The 24374-nt window shown below is 67.2% G+C and carries 23 protein-coding genes; 16 read left to right on the top strand and 7 right to left on the bottom strand.

Translation table 11 applies throughout. The features are described 5' to 3' along the window. The first annotated feature begins 42 nt into the window (after nt 1–42). The 4 genes from ybeY (at nt 43) to AC07O0_RS14880 (ending at nt 3674) form a co-directional block, all read left to right on the top strand. Nucleotides 43–561, top strand: coding sequence for an rRNA maturation RNase YbeY (gene ybeY, locus AC07O0_RS14895; RefSeq protein ID WP_494624986.1), 519 nt, complete (start codon nt 43–45; stop codon nt 559–561). Next, nucleotides 558–1550 carry a hemolysin family protein gene (locus AC07O0_RS14890; protein WP_494624364.1) on the top strand — a complete coding sequence of 331 codons (993 nt, stop codon included), beginning with the start codon at nt 558–560 and terminating at the stop codon, nt 1548–1550. Before ybeY ends, AC07O0_RS14890 begins: the two co-directional genes overlap by 4 nt. Continuing rightward, nucleotides 1547–3145 (top strand): apolipoprotein N-acyltransferase, encoded by a 1599-nt coding sequence (lnt, locus tag AC07O0_RS14885; protein WP_494624362.1) that lies wholly within the window; start codon nt 1547–1549, stop codon nt 3143–3145. The genes AC07O0_RS14890 and lnt overlap by 4 nt, the downstream gene beginning before the upstream one ends. A gap of 109 nt (nt 3146–3254) precedes the next feature. After that, a complete protein-coding gene (locus tag AC07O0_RS14880; protein WP_494624360.1) occupies nt 3255–3674 on the top strand; it encodes a helix-turn-helix domain-containing protein in 420 nt (139 codons plus the stop codon). Nucleotides 3675–3784: 110 nt separating this feature from the next. On the opposite strand, the gene AC07O0_RS14875 is transcribed toward AC07O0_RS14880, so the two are convergent. From AC07O0_RS14875 to AC07O0_RS14865, 3 genes are all read right to left on the bottom strand, one after another. Continuing rightward, nucleotides 3785–4075 carry a hypothetical protein gene (locus AC07O0_RS14875; RefSeq protein WP_494624358.1) on the bottom strand — a complete coding sequence of 97 codons (291 nt, stop codon included), beginning with the start codon at nt 4073–4075 and terminating at the stop codon, nt 3785–3787. Further along, nucleotides 4068–4712, bottom strand: coding sequence for an acyl-homoserine-lactone synthase (locus tag AC07O0_RS14870; protein WP_494624356.1), 645 nt, complete (start codon nt 4710–4712; stop codon nt 4068–4070). Before AC07O0_RS14870 ends, AC07O0_RS14875 begins: the two co-directional genes overlap by 8 nt. Nucleotides 4713–4859: 147 nt before the next feature. Beyond that, nucleotides 4860–5591, bottom strand: coding sequence for an autoinducer binding domain-containing protein (locus AC07O0_RS14865; RefSeq protein WP_494624354.1), 732 nt, complete (start codon nt 5589–5591; stop codon nt 4860–4862). A gap of 136 nt (nt 5592–5727) precedes the next feature. On the opposite strand from AC07O0_RS14865, the gene AC07O0_RS14860 reads away from it, so the two are divergent. The 3 genes from AC07O0_RS14860 (at nt 5728) to trmB (ending at nt 8282) form a co-directional block, all read left to right on the top strand. Continuing rightward, a complete protein-coding gene (locus AC07O0_RS14860) occupies nt 5728–6141 on the top strand; it encodes a helix-turn-helix domain-containing protein (RefSeq protein WP_494624352.1) in 414 nt (137 codons plus the stop codon). Nucleotides 6142–6302: 161 nt separating this feature from the next. Next, nucleotides 6303–7508, top strand: a complete 1206-nt coding sequence (gene metK / locus AC07O0_RS14855) for a methionine adenosyltransferase (protein WP_494624350.1) — start codon at nt 6303–6305, stop codon at nt 7506–7508. 81 nt (nt 7509–7589) lie between these two features. Continuing rightward, nucleotides 7590–8282, top strand: a complete 693-nt coding sequence (gene trmB / locus AC07O0_RS14850) for a tRNA (guanine(46)-N(7))-methyltransferase TrmB (protein ID WP_494624348.1) — start codon at nt 7590–7592, stop codon at nt 8280–8282. On the opposite strand, the gene AC07O0_RS14845 is transcribed toward trmB, so the two are convergent. Beyond that, nucleotides 8230–9345 (bottom strand): DUF2336 domain-containing protein, encoded by a 1116-nt coding sequence (locus tag AC07O0_RS14845; protein WP_494624346.1) that lies wholly within the window; start codon nt 9343–9345, stop codon nt 8230–8232. The two genes, trmB and AC07O0_RS14845, sit on opposite strands and share 53 nt — an antisense overlap. A gap of 244 nt (nt 9346–9589) precedes the next feature. Here AC07O0_RS14845 and rimP point away from each other — a divergent pair, with 244 nt between their 5' ends. The 7 genes from rimP (at nt 9590) to AC07O0_RS14810 (ending at nt 19120) form a co-directional block, all read left to right on the top strand. Further along, nucleotides 9590–10288, top strand: coding sequence for a ribosome maturation factor RimP (gene rimP / locus AC07O0_RS14840; protein ID WP_494624344.1), 699 nt, complete (start codon nt 9590–9592; stop codon nt 10286–10288). 5 nt (nt 10289–10293) lie between these two features. After that, nucleotides 10294–11889 (top strand): transcription termination factor NusA, encoded by a 1596-nt coding sequence (gene nusA / locus AC07O0_RS14835; RefSeq protein ID WP_454028871.1) that lies wholly within the window; start codon nt 10294–10296, stop codon nt 11887–11889. Further along, entirely contained in the window at nt 11886–12575 is a 690-nt protein-coding gene (locus tag AC07O0_RS14830) for an RNA-binding protein (protein ID WP_494624985.1), read from the top strand. Before nusA ends, AC07O0_RS14830 begins: the two co-directional genes overlap by 4 nt. Next, nucleotides 12572–15409 carry a translation initiation factor IF-2 gene (gene infB / locus AC07O0_RS14825; RefSeq protein WP_494624341.1) on the top strand — a complete coding sequence of 946 codons (2838 nt, stop codon included), beginning with the start codon at nt 12572–12574 and terminating at the stop codon, nt 15407–15409. The genes AC07O0_RS14830 and infB overlap by 4 nt, the downstream gene beginning before the upstream one ends. A gap of 101 nt (nt 15410–15510) precedes the next feature. Beyond that, nucleotides 15511–15963, top strand: coding sequence for a 30S ribosome-binding factor RbfA (gene rbfA, locus AC07O0_RS14820; protein WP_494624339.1), 453 nt, complete (start codon nt 15511–15513; stop codon nt 15961–15963). Continuing rightward, the gene (gene truB, locus AC07O0_RS14815; protein WP_494624337.1) at nt 15950–16891 is read left to right on the top strand and encodes a tRNA pseudouridine(55) synthase TruB; all 942 of its coding nucleotides are present in this window, start codon (nt 15950–15952) and stop codon (nt 16889–16891) included. The genes rbfA and truB overlap by 14 nt, the downstream gene beginning before the upstream one ends. Before the next feature lie 162 nt (nt 16892–17053). Beyond that, on the top strand, nt 17054–19120 hold the full coding sequence (locus tag AC07O0_RS14810) for a methyl-accepting chemotaxis protein (RefSeq protein ID WP_494624335.1): 2067 nt from the start codon (nt 17054–17056) through the stop codon (nt 19118–19120). A gap of 6 nt (nt 19121–19126) precedes the next feature. Here AC07O0_RS14810 and AC07O0_RS14805 read toward each other — a convergent pair whose 3' ends face one another. Then, on the bottom strand, nt 19127–20026 hold the full coding sequence (locus tag AC07O0_RS14805; protein ID WP_494624333.1) for an AraC family transcriptional regulator: 900 nt from the start codon (nt 20024–20026) through the stop codon (nt 19127–19129). A gap of 299 nt (nt 20027–20325) precedes the next feature. On the opposite strand from AC07O0_RS14805, the gene AC07O0_RS14800 reads away from it, so the two are divergent. Beyond that, nucleotides 20326–20712: an Atu4866 domain-containing protein gene (locus tag AC07O0_RS14800; RefSeq protein ID WP_494624331.1), complete on the top strand. Its 387-nt coding sequence runs from the start codon at nt 20326–20328 to the stop codon at nt 20710–20712. Nucleotides 20713–20749: 37 nt separating this feature from the next. Here the strand turns inward: AC07O0_RS14800 and AC07O0_RS14795 are convergent, their stop codons facing one another. Continuing rightward, nucleotides 20750–21361, bottom strand: a complete 612-nt coding sequence (locus AC07O0_RS14795) for an NAD(P)-dependent oxidoreductase (RefSeq protein WP_494624329.1) — start codon at nt 21359–21361, stop codon at nt 20750–20752. Between the two features lie 118 nt (nt 21362–21479). Here AC07O0_RS14795 and AC07O0_RS14790 point away from each other — a divergent pair, with 118 nt between their 5' ends. Beyond that, nucleotides 21480–21851, top strand: a complete 372-nt coding sequence (locus tag AC07O0_RS14790; protein WP_454028863.1) for a winged helix-turn-helix transcriptional regulator — start codon at nt 21480–21482, stop codon at nt 21849–21851. Here the strand turns inward: AC07O0_RS14790 and ligD are convergent, their stop codons facing one another. Then, complete coding sequence (gene ligD, locus AC07O0_RS14785; RefSeq protein ID WP_494624327.1) at nt 21852–24368, bottom strand: DNA ligase D; 2517 nt, start codon at nt 24366–24368, stop codon at nt 21852–21854. It lies immediately after the preceding gene. Between the last annotated feature and the right edge of the window lie 6 nt (nt 24369–24374).

Below are 24374 nucleotides of genomic sequence, written 5' to 3'. Positions count from 1 at the left end.
ACCGAAGCTCCGGAGCCTGACCCAAGCGGGCCCACGCTCGATATCCGCATACAGTCGCGGAAGTGGCGCGAGATCGACGACCTGCGCCCGCGGATTCTGGCTGCAATCGAGGCGGCCTTGGCACTGGCCCCGGTCAAACCGCAGGCCGAGGCGGAACTCAGCCTGCTCCTGACCGACGACAAGCGCATCCGCATCGTCAATCGCGACTGGCGCGGCTTCGACAAGGCGACCAATGTCCTCTCCTTCCCGGCCGCGCCGCCTGAGCGGATCGCGTCGAGCCCGGTGATCGGCGACATCGTGCTCGCCTTCGAGACGATCGCCCGGGAGGCCGAGAGCGAGGAGAAATCCTTCGGCGATCATCTCAGCCACCTCGTGATCCACGGCCTGCTACACCTCGTCGGCGAGGATCACGAGACCGAGGAGCAGGCTGAGCGCATGGAGGCGCTCGAGACCGCGGCGCTGGCCCGTCTCGGCATCTCCGATCCCTATGCCGGCTCCGATCCAGAGCCCATCCAGCCCCGCCCAGCGGCCAAGACCCAAAAGCCCCAGCCAGCGTCATGAGCGACGACACCCGATCTTCTTCATCCTCGGAGCCGAGCGGCCGCGGCCTCTCGCATTGGCTCGGACAATTCCTCGACAAGCTCGGCCTGCGCCAGGGCGGCTCGATCCGCGAGGACATCACCGAGGCGTTGGCGCAGGACAGCGGCGGGGTGACCGACCTCTCGCCGCAAGAGCGGGCGATGCTCTCGAACGTGCTGAGCCTGCGCGAGCGCCGCGTCGCCGACGTGATGGTGCCGCGCGCCGACGTCATCGCAGTCTCCTCGGAAGCGACGCTCGGCGACCTGCTCGCCCTGTTCCGCACCGCCGGTCATTCGCGCCTGCCGGTTTATGGCGAGTCGCTCGACGACCCTCGCGGGATGATCCATATCCGCGACTTCCTCGACTTCATCGCCGCCCGTGCCAAGCCCGGCCGGAAAGTGCGCGGTGAAGCGGAAGCCGGCACCGGACCCAGCCTGGGCGCCATCGACCTGTCGATGACGCTGGCTCAGGCCAAGATCCTGCGGCCCGTGCTCTATGTGCCGCCCTCGATGCCGGCGGTCGACCTGTTGGTCCGGATGCAGGCGACACGCACCCATATCGCTTTGGTGATCGACGAGTATGGCGGCACGGACGGGCTGATCTCGATCGAGGACCTCGTCGAGATCGTCGTCGGCGATATCGAAGACGAGCACGATCTCGATGAGGCGCCAGCGATCGCGCCTGCCGGCGAGAACCGTTTCATCGCCGACGCCCGTGCCACGCTCGACGAATTGAAGCAGGCGACCGGGATCGACCTGTCGAGCGCGGAGGTCGCCGAGGAAGTGGACACGCTCGGCGGCCTGATCGTGACTCTGGCCGGGCGCGTCCCCGTCCGCGGCGAATTGATCAAGGGGCCGGAGGAGCTCGAATTCGAGGTGCTCGACGCCGATCCGCGCCGGGTCAAGCGCCTGCGCATCCATCGCCGCGATCCGGTCGCGGCGGAGCCGCCAGCCGCACCGGACGCTGCATGACCAAGTTCTCGGCGCTGGCCGACCGCGTCATCCTCGCCTGGGGCTGGCCGCGCCGGCTGATCGCGCTCATCTGCGGAGCGAGCGGCGCGCTGGCGCTGGCCCCGCTCGACCTCTGGCCGCTGATGGTCGTGCCGATGACCGCCGCGGTCTGGCTGATCGACGGCTCCGTCGCCGAAAGCCGGCGCGGGCGCCTCTGGGCGGCAGCGACCATCGGCTGGTGGTGGGGCTTCGGCTATCATCTCGCCGGGCTGTGGTGGCTCGGCGCCGCCTTCCTGGTCGAGGCCGACAAGTTCGCCTGGGCGATGCCGCTCGGCGTCGTCGCCCTGCCCGCCTTCCTCGCGATCTTCCCGGCCGCCGGATTCGCCCTGGCGCGGGCGATCTGGCCGACCGGCGCCGGCCGCATCCTGGTCCTGGCCGCAGCGCTGGCGCTGAGCGAGTGGCTGCGCGGCCATGTCCTCACCGGCTTCCCCTGGAACGTCTACGGCATGATGCTGGCAGGGCCGGCTTGGCTTGCCCAGAGCGCCAGCCTGATCGGGCTCTATGGCCTTACGATCCTCGCGGTCGCGATCGGCGCAGCCCCGGCGGTACTCTGCACGGGCGAGACCGATGCGGACCGTTGGCGCGTGCCAGCGCTCGCAGCTGCCATGCTGGTTGTCATGGCGGGCTTCGGCGCCTGGCGGATTCCGGCGGAGCCGGTCCCGGCGGTCAGCGGCGTCAAGCTGCGGTTGATGCAGCCGAACCTGCCGCAAGACGCCAAGTTCAGCCCGCGTAACAGCGAGATGATCCTGTCGCACTATCTTGCGCTCAGCGACCGGGCGACCAGCCCGGCGACGACGGGCGTGCAGGATGTGACCCATCTGATCTGGCCCGAATCGGCCTTTCCCTTCCTGCTCGGACGCACGCCGCAGGCGCTGGCGCGGATCGCCGCCCTGCTGCCGCCGAACACGACGCTGATCACCGGCGCAGCCCGAGCCGGCGAGACCCTGCCGGGCGAGAGCCGGCCGCCGATCTACAATTCGATCCAGGTCGTCAACGACGAGGGCACGATCACCGGCAGCTACGACAAGGTCCATCTCGTGCCATTCGGCGAATATCTGCCGCCCTTCCTCGATCGGCTGATTCGCGCCGTCGGGCTGTCGGAGTTCGTCTCGATCCCCGGCGGCTTCGCTTCGGGGAGCCGACGCACGCCGCTGCCGATTCGCGGGCTGCCGCCGGCCGCGGCGTTGATCTGCTACGAGGTGATCTTCCCGGGCGCGGCGATGCCAAGCGGCCCGCGGCCCGGGTTCATGCTCAACCTGACCAATGATGGCTGGTTCGGACAGACCAGCGGGCCTTATCAGCATCTTGCACAGGCGCGCTTACGTGCGATCGAGGAGGGCCTGCCGCTGGTACGCGTGGCCAACACCGGCATCTCGGCTGTGGTCGATCACTATGGGCGCATCCGCGCGGCACTGCCACTCGGCGAGACTGGCGTCCTTGACACCTCACTGCCGCGGACAGGACCGGCTACGCCCTATTCACGCTTCGGCGACCTTTTCTTTGCAGGTGTAGTTGCCAGCTTAATGCTCGCTGGAGTATTAATGCGGAGACGGTGATCCCATTTGGAACTTTCTTACGGGAAGACCGCCGAATGGTCGGTGGCGCCTGGCCTTCAATAGGCCGCCGACAGGTCTGGACGGAGAAAATTAAGGGGACCGGCGAGACATGTTGAAGAAAGTACCCAACCCAATCGACCGCCATGTCGGCAGCCGCGTCCGGATGCGGCGCATGCTCGCCGGCGTCAGCCAGGAACGGCTCGGCGAGGCGCTCGGCCTGACCTTCCAGCAGGTCCAGAAATACGAGAAGGGCACGAACCGGATCAGTGCGAGCCGGCTGCAGCAGATCTCCAAGATGCTGGGCGTGCCAGTCGCCTTCTTCTTCGACGGCGCACCGACCGACGAGACGATGGAGAACGGCTTCGCCGATGCATCGGCCACGACCTATGTCGCCGACTTCCTTGCGACCAGCGAGGGCGTCCAGCTGACCAAGGCCTTCGTGCGCATCAAGAACCCGCGCGTGCGCCGCCGCATCGTCGATCTCGTCGAATCACTCGGCGACACGCCGATCGAGACCATCGAGCAATAAGGCTCTGCCCTCGCGCCAAGCATGGGCTTGTCCCGACCCGGCCAGGTCAGTCGACCTGGCCGCCGGGCGCGTTTCGATACGCCGATCGACGCCGTTCTTGCCGGCAGGCCCTAGTGCAGGGCCGGCGCGGCTTCCTGTGTCAGCACGAGCGTGCTCCGGTTAACCCGCTGCAGCTGCGGGCTGGGGTTCATCAGCAGGAAATCCCTGAGCTTCGACTGATCCGGCTCCGACATGGAAAGGATCTGGACGGCGAGCCAGAGCTCGTCCGGCAGGTCCATGCGGTAGGCGACGTCCACCAGTTCCTGATGCACAGGCTGGTTACGCAGCAGATTGGTCAGCAATCCCAGCGCGTATTCGATCTTGTCGCGGCTGCTGCTGCCGGTGTCATGTTGATTAGACATGCGAGATCCTCCTCTCGCCCGGAGTCCGCTTGGCCTGACGGCGCGGCAGGATGACCGGCCCCTCGATGTTCTTGAAAGCGAGCGTGCGACGGTAGGCCTCTTCGCTCACCGTGATGATCGTGCCGACGCAGTTCATGCCGTCGATCATCGTCGGCAGGCCGAGCGGCCGAACCTCCCAGCCCAGCTGCAGGAAACGCGGCATCCACCAGGTCTCCATCACCACCGTGATCGCCGCGATGTCATTGGCCAGGCAATGCTCGAACATGCCGGCGAGAACGGTGTGCAGCACCTTGCTGTCGCTGCCGCGCCGTTCCGGCACGACAAAGATGCGCGTCCATTCGACGATGTCGCTGCCGCGCTGAAGCCCGCGCACATCGGCCAGGAACGGAAAGACATCCGCCATCAGATGCGGGCACGTCGTGGGAACGAGCCGCGTGCCGCCGATCACGCGTCCGGTCTCGATCGCCAGCAGATAGGTCGCGTCCGCGGTGTCGAACTGGTCGACCTCCCGGCCATCGGGCCGTTCAAGCGCCATCCATTTGCGCTCGCCGACATAGATCTGATGCCGAATCTTGAAATGCTGCTCGAGTTCGGCCCCATAGAGATGCCGATTGCCGGCATCGACAACATGGATCATCGCCGCGTTCCCCTTCCTTGAGGGACGCAGGCTGGCTCCATTCAGGTTTCATGGGTATTCCGGAATTCCGGAAGAAGCGGTCGAATTCGACCGGATTCGAGCGGTTGTTCCTATCGCAAAAGTGGTCCCGCGGCTACGAAACACGCCTTAGATGCTGATCTCGCCCCGGCGATAGGCTTCGATCACGGTCCGCGTGCGACCCCTCACGCCGAGCTTCCTGGCGGCGTTCTCGAAATGCGCCTCCGCCGTCCCGGCCGAGACGCCGAGTCGTTCGGCGACGCCCTCGGTCGTCTTGCCGATCGCGAACCAGGTCAGGACCTCGCGCTCGCGGACTGTCAGGACATGTTCGAGACGGGCCGGCCGCAAACAATCCGCCGCCTTGCCATGGGCGTAGATCGACATCAGGTGAATGGCCGAGCGGGCCTGCCGCGACAGATCGGGCCGGTCTCCCGCCATGGTGACGACGGCCTGAAAGCCGGACTCGCCGTGGATTGGTACGCAGAAGCCCTCGACCATGTTGAAGTCGCGCGCCCGGTGCATCACCTCGCGCTGGCGTGCGGACGCGCCGCCGTCCTGATAGACATCGGCCCAGGCGAAGGGGTCGATCGTCGTCTTGCAATGGGCCGCGATCGGGTCCCAATCCGAGAAAGACTTCTCCAGATAGAGCTCGAACCAGCCCGGCGGCCAGCCGTTGAGGAGCACGAGCGGATCAATCCGGTCGCCGATCTCCGGCAGGCCGGTAATCAGGAAGGCGTGGAAACCATAGCTCGCAAGCTTGTCGCGCAAGGCAGCGATCACCGCACCCGGATCGTCGAGCGTACCCAGCCGATCGATGAAATCGAGTGCGTCGCGTCCCGCGTTGAAATGCCGTCCCGACATGCCCCGCCTTCCTTGGCCCCATCATTTTCTGCGCAGTCGGGCCAAGAATCAACGCATATTGATACGTTTCCGTCCGGAGCCGGCGGTAGACGCGCGACCAGAAGTGCGGTTGAGTAAGGCAAGAGGTGAACGGCACATGCTGAAGAAGCTCCCAAATCCGGTCGACCGCCATGTCGGCAGCCGCGTGCGCATGCAACGTATGCTGGTGGGCGTCAGCCAGGAGAAGCTCGGCGAGGCGCTCGGCCTGACCTTCCAGCAGGTACAGAAATACGAGAAGGGCACGAACCGGATCAGCGCGAGTCGATTGCAGCAGATCGCCAAGATGCTGGGTGTGACTGTCGCTTTCTTCTTTGAGGGTGCCCCGAGCGGCGAGACAACCGCCGGCGGCTTTGCCGATGCATCCGCCACGACCTATGTCGCCGACTTCCTCACGACCAGCGAGGGCGTCCAGCTGTCCAAGGCGTTCGTGCGCATCAAGAACCCGCGCGTGCGCCGGCGGGTGATCGATCTCGTCGAGGCTCTGGCAGGCGACTCCAGCGAAATGCCTTGATTCTGCATTTTTTTGTTCGCCTTAACGAACGAAGCGTCTTCCAAAAAAATTTCTTCCCTTGACGGCGAACCTTTCCGCTGCAAAAGACGCTGCGCCTTTTTTATCCGGGCGCAGGTCTCCGCCGGCGCCGATTTCGCAGCCCTGAAAAGGATCCTCCGACCGTGTCGCGCCAGAACTATCTCTTCACCAGCGAGTCCGTTTCCGAAGGCCACCCGGACAAAGTCTGCGACCGGATCTCCGACGAGATCGTGGATCTGTTCTTCAAGGAGGCGATCAAGGCGGGCCATGACCCGGCGCAGGTGCGCGTCGCCGCCGAGACGCTCGCAACCACCAATCGCATCGTCGTCGCCGGCGAGGTCCGCACCCATCTCGACGAGAAGCAGATCAAGTCGAAGGTGAAGTCCGCCGCGCGCAAGGCGGTCCGTGCGATCGGTTACGAGCAGGACGGCTTCCACTGGAAGAAGGCCAAGATCGACGTGCTGCTGCATCCGCAGTCGGCCGACATCGCCCAGGGCGTCGACGAAGGCAGCAACAAGGATGTCGGCGCCGGCGACCAGGGCATCATGTTCGGCTATGCCTGCCGCGAGACGCCCGAGCTGATGGCGGCTCCGATCTACTACGCCCACAAGATCCTCGAAGTCCTCGCCAAGGCCCGCCATGCCGGCGAAGGCGCGGCCGCCAAGCTCGGCCCCGACGCCAAGAGCCAGGTCACGGTCAAGTACGAGAACGGCAAGCCGGTCGGCGTCACCCAGATCGTGCTCTCGACCCAGCATCTCGACGAGAAGCTGTCCTCGGGCGATGTCCGCAAGATCGTCGAGCCCTACATCCGTCAGACCCTGCCCGATGGCTGGATCTCGAAGGACACCGTCTGGCACGTCAACCCGACCGGCAAGTTCGTGATCGGCGGCCCCGACGGCGACGCCGGCCTGACCGGCCGCAAGATCATCGTCGACACCTATGGCGGCGCGGCTCCCCATGGCGGCGGCGCCTTCTCCGGCAAGGACCCGACCAAGGTCGACCGTTCGGCCGCCTATGCTGCACGCTATCTCGCCAAGAACGTCGTCGCCGCCAAGCTCGCCGAGCGCTGCACGATCCAGCTCTCCTACGCGATCGGCGTCGCCAAGCCGCTGTCGATCTATGTCGATCTGCACGGCACCGGCAAGGTCGACGAGGCCAAGCTCGAGGGCGTGCTCGGCGATGTCATGGACCTGACGCCGCGCGGCATCCGCACGCATCTGGGCCTCAACAAACCGATCTACGCCAAGTCGGCGGCCTATGGCCATTTCGGCCGCAAGGCTGGCCGGGACGGCAGCTTCTCCTGGGAGAAGACCGATCTGGTCGACGCGCTGAAGAAGGCCGTGGCCTGATCCACCCGTCCGCGCGAACATCAAGGCCGGGGCGACGCCCCGGCCTTTTTCTTTCCGGCCGCTCGCCGTAAAGGCATCCTCATGACAGAGCAGCACGATCCAGACCGGGCCTTCTTCGGCCGACGCAAGGGCAAGGGCCTGCGCCAGGGCCAGGCCGAGCGCATCGCCGAAACCCTGCCGGCGCTTCGCCTGCCGGACGGGCCGATCCCCGATCTGAAGGCGCTTTTCCCGATTCCCGTCGAAGCGGTCAGGCTCGAGATCGGCTTCGGCGGTGGCGAGCACCTGCTGGCGCGCATGCGCGAGAGCCCGCAGATCGGTTTCATCGGCGTCGAGCCCTTCATCAACGGCATGGCCAAGTTCCTGGCCGTGATCGAACAGGAGGGCCTGCGCAACATCCGGCTCTGGGATGGCGACGCAGCGCTGCTCCTGCCGCAATTTCCGGCCGGCAGCATCGACGCGGCCGACCTGCTCTACCCGGACCCATGGCCGAAGCGCCGCCAGCGCAAGCGCCGCTTCGTCTCGGAGCGGACACTTTCGCTGCTCGCCAGGGCGCTGCGGCCGGACGGGCGCTTCCGCTTCGCCAGCGACATCGACGACTATGTCGGCTGGACGCTGGCGCGTCTCATCGCCTCGCCCGATTTCGACTGGGTCGATGAAAATGCCGCCGACTGGCGCCAGCCCTATCCGGGCTGGGTCCGCACTCGCTACGAGGCCAAGGCGATCAAGGCCGGGCGAGTGCCGAGCTATCTGACTGCGCGCCGTCGCGCATCCTGAGGAAGCCGAGCACGCGCTGCGCCGTCGTCGGCGTCAGGTTGCGGAAGCTCTGCCGCGCCCGCTCCAGCACCGGGGCGGACTTGCCGTCGCCCTTGCGCAGGCTGATCAGCGCCCTCGTCGTTTCCCACGACCAGCCCATACCGCGTCCGACCAGCAGGACGGCGTCGCGATCGGGCCCGAACACGATCTGCTCGGTCGCCGGCAAGGTGAGCCGCGCCAGCGTGGCGACGCCGCAGATCGCATGCTCGACCGCGCCGGAGATCGCATATTGCGCGACCACCGATTCGTCGAGCTTTCCGGCCTCATCGAGGATCTTGACGTCCGCCAGCGCCTTTCCGAACCGGCCCAATTCATCGCCGATGGTTGCCTGGACCGATACGGCCTCGGCACCGCGCTCGACCGCACCGGCGACGGCACCAGCCAGGGACGGCTCGAGCGAAGCTTCGAGCCGACGGCGAGCCGACGTCTTGGCGGCCGCCATCAGCTGTTCGGCAAGATCGGCCGGGATGTCGGCGCGCGAGCCCAGCGTCGCCTGCAGGGCGTCGTCCTGGGCAGCGCGCATGACGAGGACGCCCATGCCATGGCGGGAGAAGCGGGCGGTCTGGTTGGCGGCGACCGCATGGCTCACGACGCGTCCGCCACGCAGGATCAGGAAATCGGTGACCGGCTCGCCCAGATCCGGCCGCTCGGTGATGGCGAGCATGTGGTCGCGCCCCTTCGCAGCTGCGATGGCGACGAGATCATGATCGCTGAGGCGCTTCGAGGCGACGAGGACAGGCCGCGCGACGGCGATCTCGTCGAGGGCGAGTTGGCGGACGACGCCGCTGGGAGCATTGGGGACGGGAGCGAGCCGCTCGGCCAGCTCGATGCGCGCCCTCATCTCGATCGCACGGGCGAGGCGGCCGATCACCACGTCGAAAACGCCGACCTGGTCCTCGCCCATGTCCTTGGCCGTGCTGAGGAAGAGATCAGTCAGCCGTGACAGGATGACGGCGCGCTCATCGGTCGAGCCGCGCGACATCGTCGTCTCGAGATCGCGCAACAACGCACCGACAGGACTCATCACGCAACCTCGCGACACACCATCCCGACGTCGTAGCAGTGAAGAATGACCAGCCCGTTAGCAGGATCGTCGAAATCGAGGACAGGCTTGCAAGATCGCGGAAACGGGACTAGATAGCGGCCAACAGCTCTGGTTTCGGTGTAAGCCGGCGATCAAGAGCGGGCCCACCGGCCCGCTCTTTTTTATTGGCCGAACCGCCCATGAGTCTTTTTTGGAGCCGGCGGGAGACGGGCGAGCCATACGGATGGTCGAGCAGAACAGCCAAGATCAGGAAGAGCGGATCGTCGTCGAGAGCGGCGTCGCCGCGCGCGTCGCGGCAATCGTCGAGCCGGCGATCATGGATCTCGGCTACCGGCTGGTGCGCGTGCGCGTCACCGGCCAGAACGGCTGCACCGTCCAGATCATGGCCGAGCTCCCGGACGGCACCATGACCGTCGAGGGTTGCGAGGCGGTGAGCCAGGCAGCGTCGCCGGCACTCGACGTCGACGATCCGATCCAGGCGGCGTATCATCTCGAAGTGTCGTCGCCGGGCATCGACCGGCCGCTGGTCAGGCCGAGCGATTTCGAGCGCTGGGCCGGCCACCTGACCAAGATCGAGACCAGCGAGCCCTTCGCTGGGCGCAAGCGCTTCCGCGGCATCCTGCGAGGCGCCAGCGGAACCGACGCCCTGCTGAGCCGCGACGACGCCAAGGCCGACGAGGAGCGCGATGTCGCGATCCCGATGCGCCTGATCGCCGAGGCGCGGCTGGTGCTGACCGACGCGCTGGTCACAGAATCGCTCCGGCGCGGCAAGTCCGGCCTGGCGCCGCAGATGCCGCCCGCCGACGAGATCGCCGAGCCCGTGCCCGGGCGCGGCAAATCGCTCGGCCCCCGTGACCCCAAGGCCCGCAAGCCGGGCAAGGGCGCCAAGGGGCCGGTGCAGAACACAGAAGAAGAGGAGTGAGCGCCATGGCCGTCAGCGCCAACCGGCTCGAGCTGTTGCAGATCGCCGACGCCGTCGCCCGCGAGAAGTCGATCGACCGGCAGATCGTGATCGACGCGATGCAGGATGCGATCGCCAAGGCGGCGCGCTCGCGCTATGGCGCCGAGACCGACGTCCATGCCGAGATTAACCCGAAGTCGGGCGAACTGCGGCTGGCGCGCCATCTCCAGGTCGTCGACCTCGTCGAGAACGGTGCCGTCGAGATCACCGTCGACGAGGCCAAGCGCCACAATCCGGCCGCCCAGGTCGGCGACGTCATCGCCGATCCGCTGCCGCCCTTCGATTTCGGCCGCATCGCCGCCCAGTCGGCCAAGCAGGTCATCGTGCAGAAGGTGCGCGAGGCCGAGCGCGACCGGCAATATGACGAGTACAAGGATCGCATCGGCGAGATCGTCAACGGCGCCGTCAAGCGCGTCGAATACGGCAATGTCTTCGTCGATCTCGGCCGCGGCGAGGCGATCATCCGCCGCGACGAGATGATCCCGCGCGAGACCTTCAAGGTCGGTGACCGCGCCCGCGCCTATGTCTACGACGTCCGCCGCGAGCCGCGTGGACCCCAGATCTTCCTGTCGCGCACCCATCCGCAGTTCATGGCCAAGCTGTTCGGCCAGGAAGTGCCGGAGATCTATGACGGGATCGTCGAGGTCAAGGCCGTGGCCCGCGATCCGGGCTCGCGCGCCAAGATCGCCGTGATCTCGCGCGATTCCTCGATCGATCCGGTCGGCGCCTGCGTCGGCATGCGCGGCTCGCGTGTGCAGGCCGTGGTCGGCGAGCTCCAGGGCGAGAAGATCGACATCATCCCGTGGTCACCGGATGTCGCGACCTTCGTCGTCAACGCGCTGCAGCCGGCGGAAGTCGCCAAGGTCGTGCTCGACGAGGAAGCCGACAAGATCGAGGTCGTGGTGCCGGACGAGCAGCTCTCGCTCGCCATCGGCCGCCGCGGCCAGAATGTCCGCCTGGCGTCGCAGCTCACCGGCTGGGACATCGACATCCTGACCGAGGCCGAGGAATCGGAGCGCCGCCAGAAGGAGTTCGTGCAGCGCACCGAACTGTTCATGAACGCGCTCAACGTCGACGAGACCGTCGGCCAGCTGCTCGCCTCGGAAGGCTTCCGCTCGGTCGAGGAAGTCGCCTATGTCGAGCCGAGCGAATTGTCCTCGATCGAGGGCTTCGACGAGGATACCGCTGCCGAGATCCAGAACCGCGCCCAGGAGTATCTGGCCGCGGTCGAGGCCGAGCTCGATGACAAGCGCAAGGCGCTGGGAGTCGAGGATGAGCTGCGCGAGGTCGAAGGCATCACCACCGCGATGATGGTCGCGCTCGGCGAGAACGATGTGAAGAACGTCGAGGATCTCGCCGGCTGCGCCACCGACGATCTAGTCGGCTGGACCGAGCGCAAGGATGGCGAGACCACCCGCCATTCCGGCTATCTCGACGGTTTCGACCTGTCGCGGCAGGACGCCGAGGCGATCGTGATGGCGGCCCGTATCAAGGCGGGCTGGGTCGAGGCGCCGGAGCCGGAAGCCGAGGTCGAGGCTGAAGCCGAGGAGTCGCAGGCCTGAGCCGGCGCGCCGAACGAGAAGGTCCGGAGCGGACCTGCGCGGTGACGCGCCAGGCACGGGTGCCGGAGGATCTGATCCGCTTCGTGGTCGGCCCCGGCGAGGTGCTGGTGCCGGACATCAGGCGCAAGCTGCCGGGACGCGGCGTCTGGGTCTCGCTCAGCGAGGCTGCCGTCCGCGAGGCGGTGAAGCGGCGCGCTTTCGAGCGCTCGCTGAAGACGAAGGTCACGGTGTCGCCGGAGCTTTCGGCCGAGGTCGACGCTCTGCTGGCCAAGGATGCGGTCCAGGCGCTGGCGATGGCCAACAAGGCCGGCCTCGTCGTCAGCGGCTTCGCCAAGGTCGAGGCGCTGGCCCAGGCCGGGCGTGCTGCGGCGGTGATCGCCGCCAGCGATGGCGCCGAGGACGGCAAACGCAAGATCGGCCAGGCGCTGCGGCGGGCGCCGATGCCGAAAGAGATACCGGTCGTGGCGAATTTCGCCGCGGCCGAACTGGAACTGGCGCTCGGGCGTGAGCATGTGATACATGCAGCGCTTGCTCCGGGTCCGGCGACTGAGGGTTTCCTCGCGCGCTGGCGTCGGCTCGTCCGCTATAGGACGAACGATGCTGGCGAAACGGCGTTTATCGACCCGGTCGAATCCGATGCGCGAGATCAGACGAAGACCGAACCGGCAGGACCGAAAGCGGAATGAGTGACACCAAGACACCCGGCGACAAGACCTTGAGCGTGACGCCTCCCAAGACGTTGTCGCTGAAGCGCCCTGTCGAACAGAGCACGGTTCGTCAGAGCTTCTCGCATGGGCGTTCGAAGCAGGTCGTCGTCGAGGTCAAGCGCCGCGTCGGCGGCCACGAGCCCGCTCCGGCGCCGGTCGCCCGCGCGCCCCAGCCACCTCAGGCTCCGACGCCGCCGCGGCCGCAGGCGCCCCAGCCGGCACCGCAGGCCAATCGGCCAGCCAGTGGCATGCTGCTGCGCACGCTCTCGGACGACGAGAAAGATGCGCGCCAGCGTGCCCTTTCCGATGCCCGCGCGGTCGAGGCGGAGGCTCGTGCCCGCGCCGAGGACGAGGCACGCCAGCGCGCCGCCCGCGAAGCCCGCGAACGCTCCGAGCGCGAGGCCGCCCAGGCCCGCCAGCGCGAGGAGGAAGATCGCCGCCGTCAGGAAGACGAGCACAAGCGCCGGGCCGAGAGCGCCGCTCGCCAGCGCATGGGCGAAGAGGCTGCGCCGCCCCGTCCTGCGCCACCGCGCGAAGCCGCTCCGCCGGCCGCGCCGCAGCAGCCCTATGCCCAACAGCAGCGCCCGGCACCGTCCGGCCCGCGCGAGCCGCGTGAATCGCGCGAGTATGGCTCGCCGCGCCCGCCATCCCGCGATGTCGGCGCCCGCCCGCCGCGGCTCGATTTCCGTCCGCCGCGCTCGGATGCGCCGCGCGGCCCTCGTCCCGATCCGAATGCGACCGCCGAGCCGGTCGTCGCCCGGCCGACCCGCCAGGCGCCGTCCTCCGGCGCGCCGCGCAGCCGTCCCGATGATGGTGAGGCGCGTCCCGCTTTCCGGCGTCCCGGCGGAGCGCCCGGCGCCCCCCGTGGCGCCCCGGCACCGGCTCCGAAGACTCCGAAAGTCGGCGAGAAGCCGCGCGGCCGCCTGACGCTGTCGACCGCCACGGGCGGGGACGACGAGCGGACCCGCTCGCTCGCCTCGTTCCGCCGCCGTGTGCAGCGCATGACCGGCCATCGCGCCTCGGACGTCGCCAAGGAGCGCGTGATGCGCGAGGTGATCATCCCGGAGACGATCACCATCCAGGAACTCGCGAACCGCATGACCGAGCGGGGCGTCGACGTCATCCGCCTGCTGATGAAGCAGGGCGCGATGCACAAGATCACCGATGTGATCGACGCCGACACCGCCCAGCTCGTGGCCGAGGAAATGGGCCACACCGTCAAGCGCGTCGCCGAATCCGACGTCGAGGAAGGCCTGTTCGACACGCCGGACACCGACGAGACCTTGGTCTCGCGTCCGCCTGTCGTGACCATCATGGGCCATGTCGACCACGGCAAGACCTCGCTGCTCGACGCGATCCGCAAGACCCATGTCGTGTCGGGCGAAGCCGGCGGCATCACCCAGCATATCGGCGCCTATCAGGTGACGACGCCGGCTGGTGCCAAGGTGACCTTCATCGACACGCCCGGTCACGCCGCCTTCACGGCGATGCGCGCCCGCGGCGCCAAGGTGACCGACATCGTCGTGCTGGTGGTCGCGGCCGATGACGGCGTGATGCCGCAGACGGTCGAGGCCATCAACCACGCCAAGGCGGCCAAGGTGCCGCTGATCGTGGCGATCAACAAGATCGACAAGTCCGACGCCAACCCGGATCGGGTCCGTTCCGAGCTGCTGCAATACGAGATCCAGGTCGAGTCGCTCGGCGGCGAGACGCTGGAAATCGAGGTCTCGGCCAAGACCGGCCAGGGGCTCGACACGCTGCTCGACGCGATCGCGCTGCAGGCCGAGGTGCTCGATCTCAAGGCCAACCCCGAGCGCGCCGCCGAAGGCACGGTGATCGAGGCCAAGCTCGACCGCGGCCGCGGCCCGGTTGCGACCGTGCTGGTCCAGCGCGGCACGCTACGCACCGGCGACATCATCGTTGCCGGCGCCGAATGGGGCCGCGTCCGCGCGCTGATCTCCGATACAGGTGCCCAGATCAAGGAAGCGGCACCGTCGCTGCCGGTCGAAGTGCTCGGCTTCAATGGCACGCCGGAAGCCGGCGATCGCGTCGCGGTCGTCGAGTCCGAAGCGCGGGCCCGCGAGATCACCGACTATCGTGAGCGCCAGAAGCGCGACCGTCTCGCCGCCCGCGGCGCCGGCTCGGGCGCCGGCCGCTCGCTGGCCGAGATGATGCGCGAGCTCAAGGAAGGCGCTGGCCGCAAGGAGTTCCCGCTCGTCGTCAAGGGCGACGTGCAGGGCTCCGTGGAAGCCATCGTCGGCTCGCTCGAGAAGGTCGGAAACGACGAGGTCCGCGCCCGCGTGCTCTCGTCCGGCGTCGGCGCGATCACCGAATCCGACGTCACGCTGGCCCAGGCTTCGGGCGCGGTGGTGATCGGCTTCAACGTGCGCGCTCACAAGGAAGCGCGCGAGGCGGCCGAACGGGCCGGCGTCGAGATCCGCTACTACAGCATCATCTACAACCTGATGGATGATGTGAAGGATGCGATGTCGGGCCTGCTCGCGCCGACCCTGCGCGAGACCATGCTCGGCAATGCGCAGATCCTCGAGATCTTCAACGTCTCGAAGGTCGGCAAGATCGCCGGCTGCCGCGTCACCGACGGCACGATCGAGCGCGGCGCCAATGTCCGCCTGATCCGCGACGGCGTCGTGGTTCACGAGGGCAAGCTCGCGCAGCTCAAGCGCTTCAAGGACGACGCCAAGGAAGTGGTCGCCGGCCAGGAGTGCGGCATGTCCTTCGAGAGCTACCAGGACATGCGCGCTGGCGATGTGATCGAGTGCTTCCGCGTCGAGGAGATCAAGCGCAGCCTTTGACCGGCGCGCTTCCTCCCCGGATACCTACAAATGGCCGGGCTCTTGCCCGGCCATGACGTTTCAAACCCGTCCGTCCGGTCCGATCCCGGAGAACGAGAACCATGGCAAAGAAACCCAACACACAGGGCTCTGGGCCCTCGCAGCGGCAATTGCGCGTCGGCGAGCTGATCCGGCATGCGCTCGCCGAGATGCTGGCGCGCGGCGATATCCATGACGACGTGCTGGCCAAGCACGTCATCACCGTGCCGGAGGTCCGGCTCTCGCCCGATCTCAAGCTCGCGACCTGCTACATCATGCCGCTCGGCGGTCAGGACATCGCGCCGGTGCTGAAGGCACTGGCCTCTCATACGCGCTATATCCGCGGCGAGATCGCCCATCGCGTGAACCTCAAATACGCGCCGAATGTCCGCTTCCTGCAGGATGAGAGCTTCGCCGAGGCCGAGCGCATCGATGCTCTGCTCTATTCGGACAAGGTGCGTCAGGACATCCTGAAGCAGCCACTGCGCATCGACCAGAAACCCGACCAGCAAGACAAGCACGATGACGACGACTGACGAGAACCGCCCGGCAGAGGCGGGTGGCGGCCGGCCGCCGCGCCCCAAGAAGCGCGACGTGCATGGCTGGGTCGTGCTCGACAAGCCGGTCGGCATGACCTCGACCCATGCGGTCAGCGTGGTCAAGCGCGCCTATGCGGCAAAGAAGGCCGGCCATGCCGGCACGCTCGACCCGCTCGCGTCGGGCCTCCTGCCGATCGCGCTCGGCGAGGCGACCAAGACCGTCCCCTTCGTGATGGATGGCCGCAAGGCCTATGAGTTCACCGTCGCCTGGGGCTCGCAGACCGATACCGACGATACCGAAGGCAAGGTCGTCGCGACCTCCGAGCTGCGGCCCGACGAGACGGCGATCGCAGCCCTGCTGCCGCGCTTCACCGGCACGATCCAGCAGGTGCCGCCGAAGTTCTCGGCGATCAAGATCGCCGGCGAGCGCGCTTACGACCTCGCCCGCGATGGCGAGGAGGTGACGCTGGAGGCGCGCCCGGTCGAGATCACCGCGCTGCGCATCGTCCGCCATGACGGTCCGACCACGACCTTCGAGGCCGAATGCGGCAAGGGCACCTATGTCCGCGCCATTGCCCGCGACCTCGGTCTGGCGCTCGGCTGCCTCGGCCATGTCGCGCATCTGCGCCGCACCCGTGTCGGCCCGTTCGCGGTGGCCGAGGCGGCAACGGTGGAGACTCTGCGCGACAGCGAAAGCGCTACGGAAGCGCTGTTGCCCGTGTCCGCGGCGCTGGCGCTGATCCCGGAGATCGTGATCCATCGCGACGCCGCGCTTCGGCTGAAACGTGGCCAGAGCGTGCTCCTGCGCGGCCGCGACGCGCCCTTGGAAGCGGCTGCCGTCTACGCGGTGAGCGGCGGCGTCCTGATCGCCACGGGCTCAATCACACAGGGCGAGTTCGTGCCGCATCGCGTCTTCAACCTCTAGGCGAGCAGGATTCCAGGTCACACGCACCCGTTCAGGGTTCGCTCGAAAAATGCGCTAAAAACAGTGGTTTTCAAGCCAAAACCACCCGCTTTAAAACGAAATTTACCAGTTTCCCGACCTCCTTGAGTGCCAGCCTGCCCCGGCAAACCCAAGGAGCCGCTCGTGAAGAAGCTCGCCTCGCTCTGGCTACCCATCTCGAACCGGCTCGCAATCCTCGGGGTCGTCATCGTCGCCGCCGCGGTGGCTGCGTCTGTCATCCTGTCGATCCGGGCGGCCGACAACGCGATGCGCGAACGGGCGCAGGTCAGCCTGATCGTCAACAGCAACCTGCTGCGCGACGTCCTGACGTCGAAGGGCGAACCGCGGCTCGACGGCGACAAACTCTATTTCGGCTCCGAGCTGGTGAACGGCAACTTCGCTGCGGTCGACAAGGTCAAGACGCTCTCCGGCGGCACCGCCACCGTGTTCATGGGCGACACCCGCGTCTCGACCAATGTCCAGAAGCCGGATGGCTCACGCGCGGTCGGCACCAAGCTGGCGCAAGGCCCCGCCTACGATGCCGTCTTCAAGGAGCGTAGGACCTATTCCGGCGCCGCCGATATCCTCGGCGTGCCCTATTTCACCATCTACGAGCCGATCATCCAGAAGTCGAACAATGCGGTGATCGGCATCCTCTATGTCGGCATCAAGCAGGCGGATTTCCTCACCGTCATCGACGAGATGATCCGCAACAACATCATCGCCGGCCTGGTGATTGCCCTGATCGGCGGCGTGCTGCTGTTCTGGCTGACGCGCCGGATGCTGAAGCCGCTCGGTCAGCTCAAGGAAACCATGCTGAAGCTCGCTGCCGGCGATCTTGCGAGCGAGCCGCCAAGGATGCGCAGCGGGGACGAGGTCGCGGCAATGGCCGATGCCGTCGCTGTCTTGCGCGAGGCCGCCATCGAGAAGGCACGGCTGGAGACCGAAGCCGCAGCGCAGTCGGAGCGCAGCGACGCCGAGCGCCGCAGCAACCAGGCCGAGCGGGAGCGTGCGGCCGAGCAGCAGCGCGACCATGCCCAGCAGCAGGAGGCGATCGTCCGTGCGCTTGCCTCCGGGCTGGAGCGCCTCGCCCAGGCGGACCTGACCTGCCGGATCGAGGACGCTTTCCCGGAGCACTACGAGCAGCTCCGCGCCGATTTCAACGAAGCCGTCGACCGCCTCTCGGCGACGGTCTCGACGATCCAGGCGACGGCTTCGGAGGTCGGGATCGCGGCGCGCGAGATCAACATGGGCGCCGATGACCTGTCGAAACGAACCGAGGAACAGGCCTCTTCGCTCGAGGAGACGGCGGCGACGACCGAGGAGCTGGCGGCCTCTGTGAAGGCCTCCGCCCAGGGCGCCCGCCAGGCGGCTGCGATCGCCGAGGAGGCGATGAAGGTGGCGCAGGATGGCGGTGCCATCGCCGGCGAGGCGGTCAGCGCCATGGCAAGGATCGAGGAGGCCTCGCGCAAGATCTCCGACATCATCCGGGTGATCGACGACATCGCCTTCCAGACCAACCTGCTGGCGCTCAATGCGGCGGTGGAAGCGGCCCGGGCCGGCGATGCCGGCAAGGGCTTCGCCGTGGTCGCCAGCGAGGTCCGGACCCTTGCCCAGCGCTCGGGCGAGGCCGCCAAGGACATTTCGGGCCTGATCTCCTCGTCCAACACCGAGGTCGAGCAGGGTGTGCGGCTGGTGCGCCGGGCCGGGGACTCGCTCGAGAAGATCCTCGCCGCCTCGCAGAAGGTCACCGGCACGATCCAGGAGATCTCGGCGGCTTCCGCCGAGCAGGCGCATGGCATCGACGAGATGAGCCAAGCGGTAGCCCATCTCGACGAGATGACGCAGGCCAACGCCGCGCTCGCCGAACAGAGCGCCGCCTCGGCCGGCGCACTCACCGGCCGCATCGGCGAGCTCAACACGCTGGTGGCGAGCTTCCGCACCGGGAACGGCCTCGCCGCAGGAGCGATGACGGCGCAAGGCTCCGCCGGCTCCGTTTCGCGCCCGGCCGCGAGGCCCGCAGCCCGGGCTCCCGCGCGCGCCGGCGCCCCGCTCCATGCGGCAACCCCGGCCGATCGCGCCAGCGGTCACGACCCCGAGCCGGAACGCCTGCGCCAGCTTGCCGAGGCCGCCTTCGCCCAGAGCAAGGCCGCGCCGGCCAAAAAGGCCGCCAACGGCCGCGCCAGCGATGCCGGATGGGAGGAGTTCTGACCCCGGTCAGCCGCTGTAGACCGGCTCTCCGCCGCGGAAACGCGCGACATCGCGCAGCGGCGGGGCGCCGAACAGGCGGCTGTATTCGCGGCTGAACTGCGAGGGGCTCTCATAGCCGACCTCGAAGCCGGCGGACGCCGCGTCGCGTGCGTTGGCCAGGATCAGCCGGCGCGCCTCCTGCAGGCGCAATTGTTTCTGGTACTGCAGCGGGCTCATCGCCGTCACAGCCTTGAAATGCAGATGCAGCGCCGAGGTGCTCATCCGCGCCTCGGCCGCGACGATCTCAACGCTGAACGGCTTGCGGTAATTGCGCTTGATCCAGCCAATGGCGCGGTTGACCTGCTGCAGCTTGCTCTCGGCCACGGCGATCTGGCGCAGACGCGCCGCCTGCTCTCCGGTGAGCAGGCGATAGAGGATCTCGCGCTCGGCCAGGGGCGCTAGCACCGGAATGTCGGCGGGAGTGGCGAGCAGGCCGGTCAGGCGGATCGCGGCATCGAGCAAGGCCGGCGTCATCGGGCTGACCGTCACACCCGGGCCAGGCGGTACCTCCCGCTCGGCGGCAGGCGCCGATTCCAGCATCAAAGCGCCGATGGCGGCCGGATCCAGCTCCAGTTTGACGCAGAGATAGGGGTTGTCGGGCGTCGCCTCGATCACCTGGCCGATGACCGGCAGATCGAGCGAGACGACGAGGCAATGCGCGGCGTCATAGCGATAGATCTGGTCGCCCAGGATCACCTGCTTGGCGCCCTGGGCGATGATGCAGAGCGCCGGCTCGTGCAGGCCGTGCATCGGCTCGCTCGGTTGCGAGAGACGGACGACCTTCAAGCGCGGGATCGCGGTTTCGTGGACGCCGTCGGTCGGCGCGAAGCGCGCGATCAGTGCGGCGAGTTCCTGGACCTGGGGCATGCACCGGTCTCCATAGCGGTTGGCCAAGGCCATCCGACTGCCTGGACTTTCATATAAGGAAGTACGGTGGCTTTGCCATGGGCGGACTGCAACGCTGGAGGATCAGGCAATGATCGTGGCGGATCGGTCTACCGCTCCATGCTCGCTCCGATGCATTGTCCCAGCATACCGGCAGCGTCGTCGACCAACGGACCCAGGGGCGGAACGCCCTGGCGCCCCGCGCCGGTTGCTACTGACATATTCCTGTCATAGGCGGCGCTATCAGCACCGCCCAACAACCTGAACGAAAGGAGATCATCATGCCCTTCAGCCAGGTCTTCCAGTCGCTCGGCGCGATCGCGTCGATCATCGTCCCGGCCAAGCCGTCGGTTCGTCCGCTCGAGATCGATCTCGAGCTGCCCGAGCCGCTCAGCAAGGCCGAGCGCGCCGTGCTCGGCCGCTGGGTCAGCGAGGACGGAGCCGTCCGGCTCGATCTTCGGCCCAATGGCCGCTTCGGCAAGCAGCGCGACCAGACCCCGAGCCATGGCGGGCGCTACGAGGTCGATGCGTCGCAGCTCTATTTCGAGAGCGACGCAGGCCATGTCTGGCGCGGCGAACTGCGCCGCGGCCAGCTCGCCTTCGGCGAGAAGCGCTTCCTCCGGACCCTGCAGCTGGACCCGGCCAGACTGATTCAGTCTGACCGGTAAGCTCACGCAACGCTGAGACGGGACCCAGCGTCCCGTCTCAGTAGCCGACCGTAAAGCGCTGGCGCGAATGCGCCGGCTTTTCCAGTTCGCCGACCAGGGCAATGGCGTAGTCCTCAGCCGAGATCCGGCTCTGGCCATTATTGTCGACCAGGAGCTGATCCTTGCCGAGGCGGAATTTGCCGGTGCGCTCGCCCGGCTCGATCAGGGCGGAGGGCGAGAGGAAGGTCCAGTCGAGGCTGCTCTCGCCCTTGAGCAGGTCGAGATAGGCACCGCCCTTCCTGGCCTCGTCGAGATAGATCGCCGGGAATTCCTTGGTGTCGAACAGCTTCACGCCGGGCGCGACTTCGAGGCTGCCGGCGCCGCCGACGACGAGATAGCGCTTCACGCCGGACTGCTTCACCGCCGCCAGCAGCATCGCCGGATCGCTGGCGGTGTAGTGCACCGCGCTGATCGCCGCATCATGGCCGGCGAGCAGGGCAGCGAGCCCGTCCTTGTCGTAGACATCGCCTTTCCTGGCGGCGACGCCGGCACCCTGCGGCACCTTCTCGGGATTGCGGACGATGGCGGTGACCTGATGGCCCCGGCTGGTCAATTCGGCGAGCAGGCGCGAGCCGATGAAGCCGGTGGCGCCGATGAGAGCAATCTTCATGGTGATCATCCCTGGTATCTGTTGGGAACCTACATCCCAATGGACACCAGATGGCAGTTATGCGATTTTCGCTCAAGAAGGCACTTTCACGCCACAAGGTCACCTGATGGAAACCGCCATGCTGTATCGCCCCGATGCATTCGATGCCCGCTGCCCAACGCGGCAGGTGCTCGACCGGATCGGCGACAAATGGGCGGTGCTGGTCCTGATCCTGCTCGAGCAGGAGACGTTGCGCTTCAACGAACTGCGCCGGCGCATCGATAGCATCTCGCAAAAAATGCTGTCGCAGACGCTGAAGAGCCTGGAGCGCGACGGCTTGATCTCACGCCGCGCCTTCGCGACCGTGCCGGTCACGGTCGAGTATTCGCTGACGCCGCTCGGGCGCACGCTCGCGGGAACGGTCGCAGCGCTGACGCAATGGGCCGAGGCCCATATCGGCGAGGTGGAAGAGGCGCAGCGCCGCTATGACCGCGGCGAGATCGCCGCCTGATCAGCGTTTCAAGGACCGCTTGGGCTTGAAGAATGCGGCCCAGGCATCGTCAGGCGGGCCCTTCTTCGTCACCTCCGGCGCCTTGTAAGCATCGGGCGCCAGACCCTTCTCAAGCAGCTCCCAGGCCACCGGCATGGCGACCGCGGCACCGGGGCGGGCCCGTGTCGAGAACGGCGCAATCGCGGTCGAGCCGCGGCCATTCCTGAGATAATCGATGAAGATGCGGCCCTTGCGCGCCTTCTTCGACAGGGTCGCGGTGTAGAGCTTCGGCTCGGCTTGCTCCATCGCCTTGGCGAAGTCGCGGGCGAAGCTTTTGACCTCGTCCCAATCCGCCTTGGGCTGCAGCGGCAGCACGACGTGGAAACCCTTGCCGCCGGAGGTCTTGAGGAAACTCTCGAAACCAAGCTCCTCCAGCCGCTGGCGGACCGTCAGTGCCGCCTCGCGCACGCGCTCCATCGGCACGCCCTGGTCGGGGTCGAGATCGAAGATGACCTGATCGGGCGTCTCGATCGCGTCGATCCTGGCGCCCCAGACATGGACCTCGACGGTGCCAAGCTGGACGAGCGCGGCGAGCCCGTCGAAGTCGCGGATGAAGAGCAGCTCCTCGCCATCCTTGTCCTTCATCCTAAAGACGGATTTGTGCAGCCCGGCGCCGGCATGCTTCTGGAAGAAGACTTGGCCGCCGACGCCATCGGGCGCACGCAGCAGGCTCAAGGGGCGTTCGATGACGAACGGCGCCATGCGCTCCCAGACGCCGGCGTAGTAGTCGAGCAGGTCCTGCTTGGTGAAGCCGATATCGGGCCAGAGCGGCTTGTCGGGATTGCTGAGGGTCACGGTGGTCTCCGGTCCTGCCTCCTCCTTGCGCCTGCCCTTCGTCGCGGCTGGCGCCTTGTTCGCCCCGGCCCTGACCGGCTTCTCCTCGATCACCTCGCCGGCCGGCTTGTCCTCGCGCAGGCCGAGGAAGGCCGAGTGCCGCAGGGTCTTCGAGGCCGTCCAGGAACCGAAGGCGATTTCGGCAACGAGCGCAGGCTTCACCCAGACGATACCACGCTCGCGGCCGGCGTCGCCCCGGAAGGGCGAGGCTTTCGTAGCGATGGCGTCGAGCTTCTTCTTCAGCGCAGCGGCCGAGTTGCGGGTGAAACCGGTGCCGACGCGGCCGGCCGGCTTCAGTTCGCCATCCTCGTGATAGCCCAGGACGAGTGAACCGAGCTGGTTGCGCGAGGCTTTCGACGGGACATAGCCGGCGATGACGAATTCCTGGCGCTGGGTGCATTTCGACTTGATCCAGTCGCGCCCACGGCCGCTGCGATAGGGTACCTCGGCGCGCTTCGAGATCACGCCCTCCAGCCCCATGCGGCAGGCATGGCGCAGCATCGTCTGGTCCGGCTCGATGAAATGTTCGGAATAGCGCAGCGGCGAATCCGGCCCCGCAGCTTGCAGCAGCTCCTCCAGCCGCTCCTTGCGGGCGAGCAGCGGCTCGCGCTGCAAGTTCTCGCCGTCGAGATGCAGCAGGTCGAAGGCGAAGAAGACGAGGTTCGCAGTCTTCTCCTCCGATAATGCGGCCTGAAGCGCCGAAAAGGAGGAGATGCCGTCCTCGCCCAGCGCCACGACCTCCCCGTCGATCAGGGCGGTGTCGCAAGGCAGCGCCGCGAGTGCAGCGGTGATCCGCTCGCCGAAGCGCTCCGTCCAGTCGAGTCCGGTGCGGGTCAGCAGCTTGACCTTGCCGGCAGAGATTCGGGCCTGCAGCCGATAGCCATCGAACTTGACCTCGTGCAGCCAGGCATCACCTGCCGGCGGCTTGTCCTGCAAGGTCGCAAGGCAAGGCTCGATAAAGCGCGGCAGCGGCTCGCTGTCTGGCTTTGCTGCGGCAGCTTTGGCCTTGGCCGCCTTGGCCTGACGGCCCTTCGCGGGTTTCTCATCGGTCGACCAGACGTCGCCTTTGGGATCCTCGCCGACCTCCTCGACGCTGCGGCCGGACTTCACCGAATCGGGCGCGGCCTCCAGGATGTCCTCGTCATCGCGGGCGAAATCGTCGTCGACCTTGATCAGCAGCCAGTTATCGCGCTTCTCGCCACGGCGGGGCTTCAGCCTGACGAGATGCCAGCGGCCGCCGAGCTTGTGGCCTTCGAGCGCGAAGGCAAGATGGCCCTTCTCCATGCCGCGGACGGGATCTCCCTCGGGAATCCATTTGCCCTCGTCCCAGACGACGACCGAGCCGGCGCCGTATTCGCCTTCAGGAATGGTGCCCTCGAAGGCGCCGTATTCGAGCGGATGATCCTCGACATGGACGGCGAGGCGCTTCTCGCCGGGATCAAGGCTCGGCCCGCGCGTCACCGCCCAGGACCAGAGCACGCCGTCATGCTCGAGCCTGAGATCGTAGTGGAGACGGCGGGCAGCATGCTTGTGGATCACGAAGGCGCCGCCGCCCTGTGCAGCCTTCCGGCGGCTGGCGGCACCTTTCGGTTCGCGAGTCCGGCTGAAGTCACGCTTCGAACGATAGAGGTCGAGATTGGCCATGGCGCC

The organism is Allobosea sp. GW821-FHT10B12 (assembly GCF_059415545.1).
The sequence above is the reverse complement of the archived record's forward strand: the minus strand, read 5'-3'. Positions and strand labels throughout refer to the sequence as shown.

Excerpts from the sequence above, each read along its gene's own strand:
- AC07O0_RS14865 (WP_494624354.1), bottom strand. The coding sequence starts at position 5,591 with ATGTCGGGACGGCATTTCAACGCGGGACGCGACGCACTCGATTTCATC.
- AC07O0_RS14875 (WP_494624358.1), bottom strand. The coding sequence starts at position 4,075 with ATGTCTAATCAACATGACACCGGCAGCAGCAGCCGCGACAAGATCGAA.
- AC07O0_RS14800 (WP_494624331.1), top strand. The coding sequence starts at position 20,326 with ATGCCCTTCAGCCAGGTCTTCCAGTCGCTCGGCGCGATCGCGTCGATC.
- AC07O0_RS14890 (WP_494624364.1), top strand. The coding sequence starts at position 558 with ATGAGCGACGACACCCGATCTTCTTCATCCTCGGAGCCGAGCGGCCGC.
- AC07O0_RS14795 (WP_494624329.1), bottom strand. The coding sequence starts at position 21,361 with ATGAAGATTGCTCTCATCGGCGCCACCGGCTTCATCGGCTCGCGCCTG.
- AC07O0_RS14805 (WP_494624333.1), bottom strand. The coding sequence starts at position 20,026 with ATGCCCCAGGTCCAGGAACTCGCCGCACTGATCGCGCGCTTCGCGCCG.
- nusA (WP_454028871.1), top strand. The coding sequence starts at position 10,294 with ATGGCCGTCAGCGCCAACCGGCTCGAGCTGTTGCAGATCGCCGACGCC.
- AC07O0_RS14880 (WP_494624360.1), top strand. The coding sequence starts at position 3,255 with ATGTTGAAGAAAGTACCCAACCCAATCGACCGCCATGTCGGCAGCCGC.
- trmB (WP_494624348.1), top strand. The coding sequence starts at position 7,590 with ATGACAGAGCAGCACGATCCAGACCGGGCCTTCTTCGGCCGACGCAAG.
- AC07O0_RS14845 (WP_494624346.1), bottom strand. The coding sequence starts at position 9,345 with ATGAGTCCTGTCGGTGCGTTGTTGCGCGATCTCGAGACGACGATGTCG.
- rbfA (WP_494624339.1), top strand. The coding sequence starts at position 15,511 with ATGGCAAAGAAACCCAACACACAGGGCTCTGGGCCCTCGCAGCGGCAA.
- AC07O0_RS14870 (WP_494624356.1), bottom strand. The coding sequence starts at position 4,712 with ATGATCCATGTTGTCGATGCCGGCAATCGGCATCTCTATGGGGCCGAA.
- AC07O0_RS14860 (WP_494624352.1), top strand. The coding sequence starts at position 5,728 with ATGCTGAAGAAGCTCCCAAATCCGGTCGACCGCCATGTCGGCAGCCGC.
- AC07O0_RS14790 (WP_454028863.1), top strand. The coding sequence starts at position 21,480 with ATGCTGTATCGCCCCGATGCATTCGATGCCCGCTGCCCAACGCGGCAG.
- lnt (WP_494624362.1), top strand. The coding sequence starts at position 1,547 with ATGACCAAGTTCTCGGCGCTGGCCGACCGCGTCATCCTCGCCTGGGGC.
- ligD (WP_494624327.1), bottom strand. The coding sequence starts at position 24,368 with ATGGCCAATCTCGACCTCTATCGTTCGAAGCGTGACTTCAGCCGGACT.
- truB (WP_494624337.1), top strand. The coding sequence starts at position 15,950 with ATGACGACGACTGACGAGAACCGCCCGGCAGAGGCGGGTGGCGGCCGG.
- rimP (WP_494624344.1), top strand. The coding sequence starts at position 9,590 with ATGGTCGAGCAGAACAGCCAAGATCAGGAAGAGCGGATCGTCGTCGAG.
- infB (WP_494624341.1), top strand. The coding sequence starts at position 12,572 with ATGAGTGACACCAAGACACCCGGCGACAAGACCTTGAGCGTGACGCCT.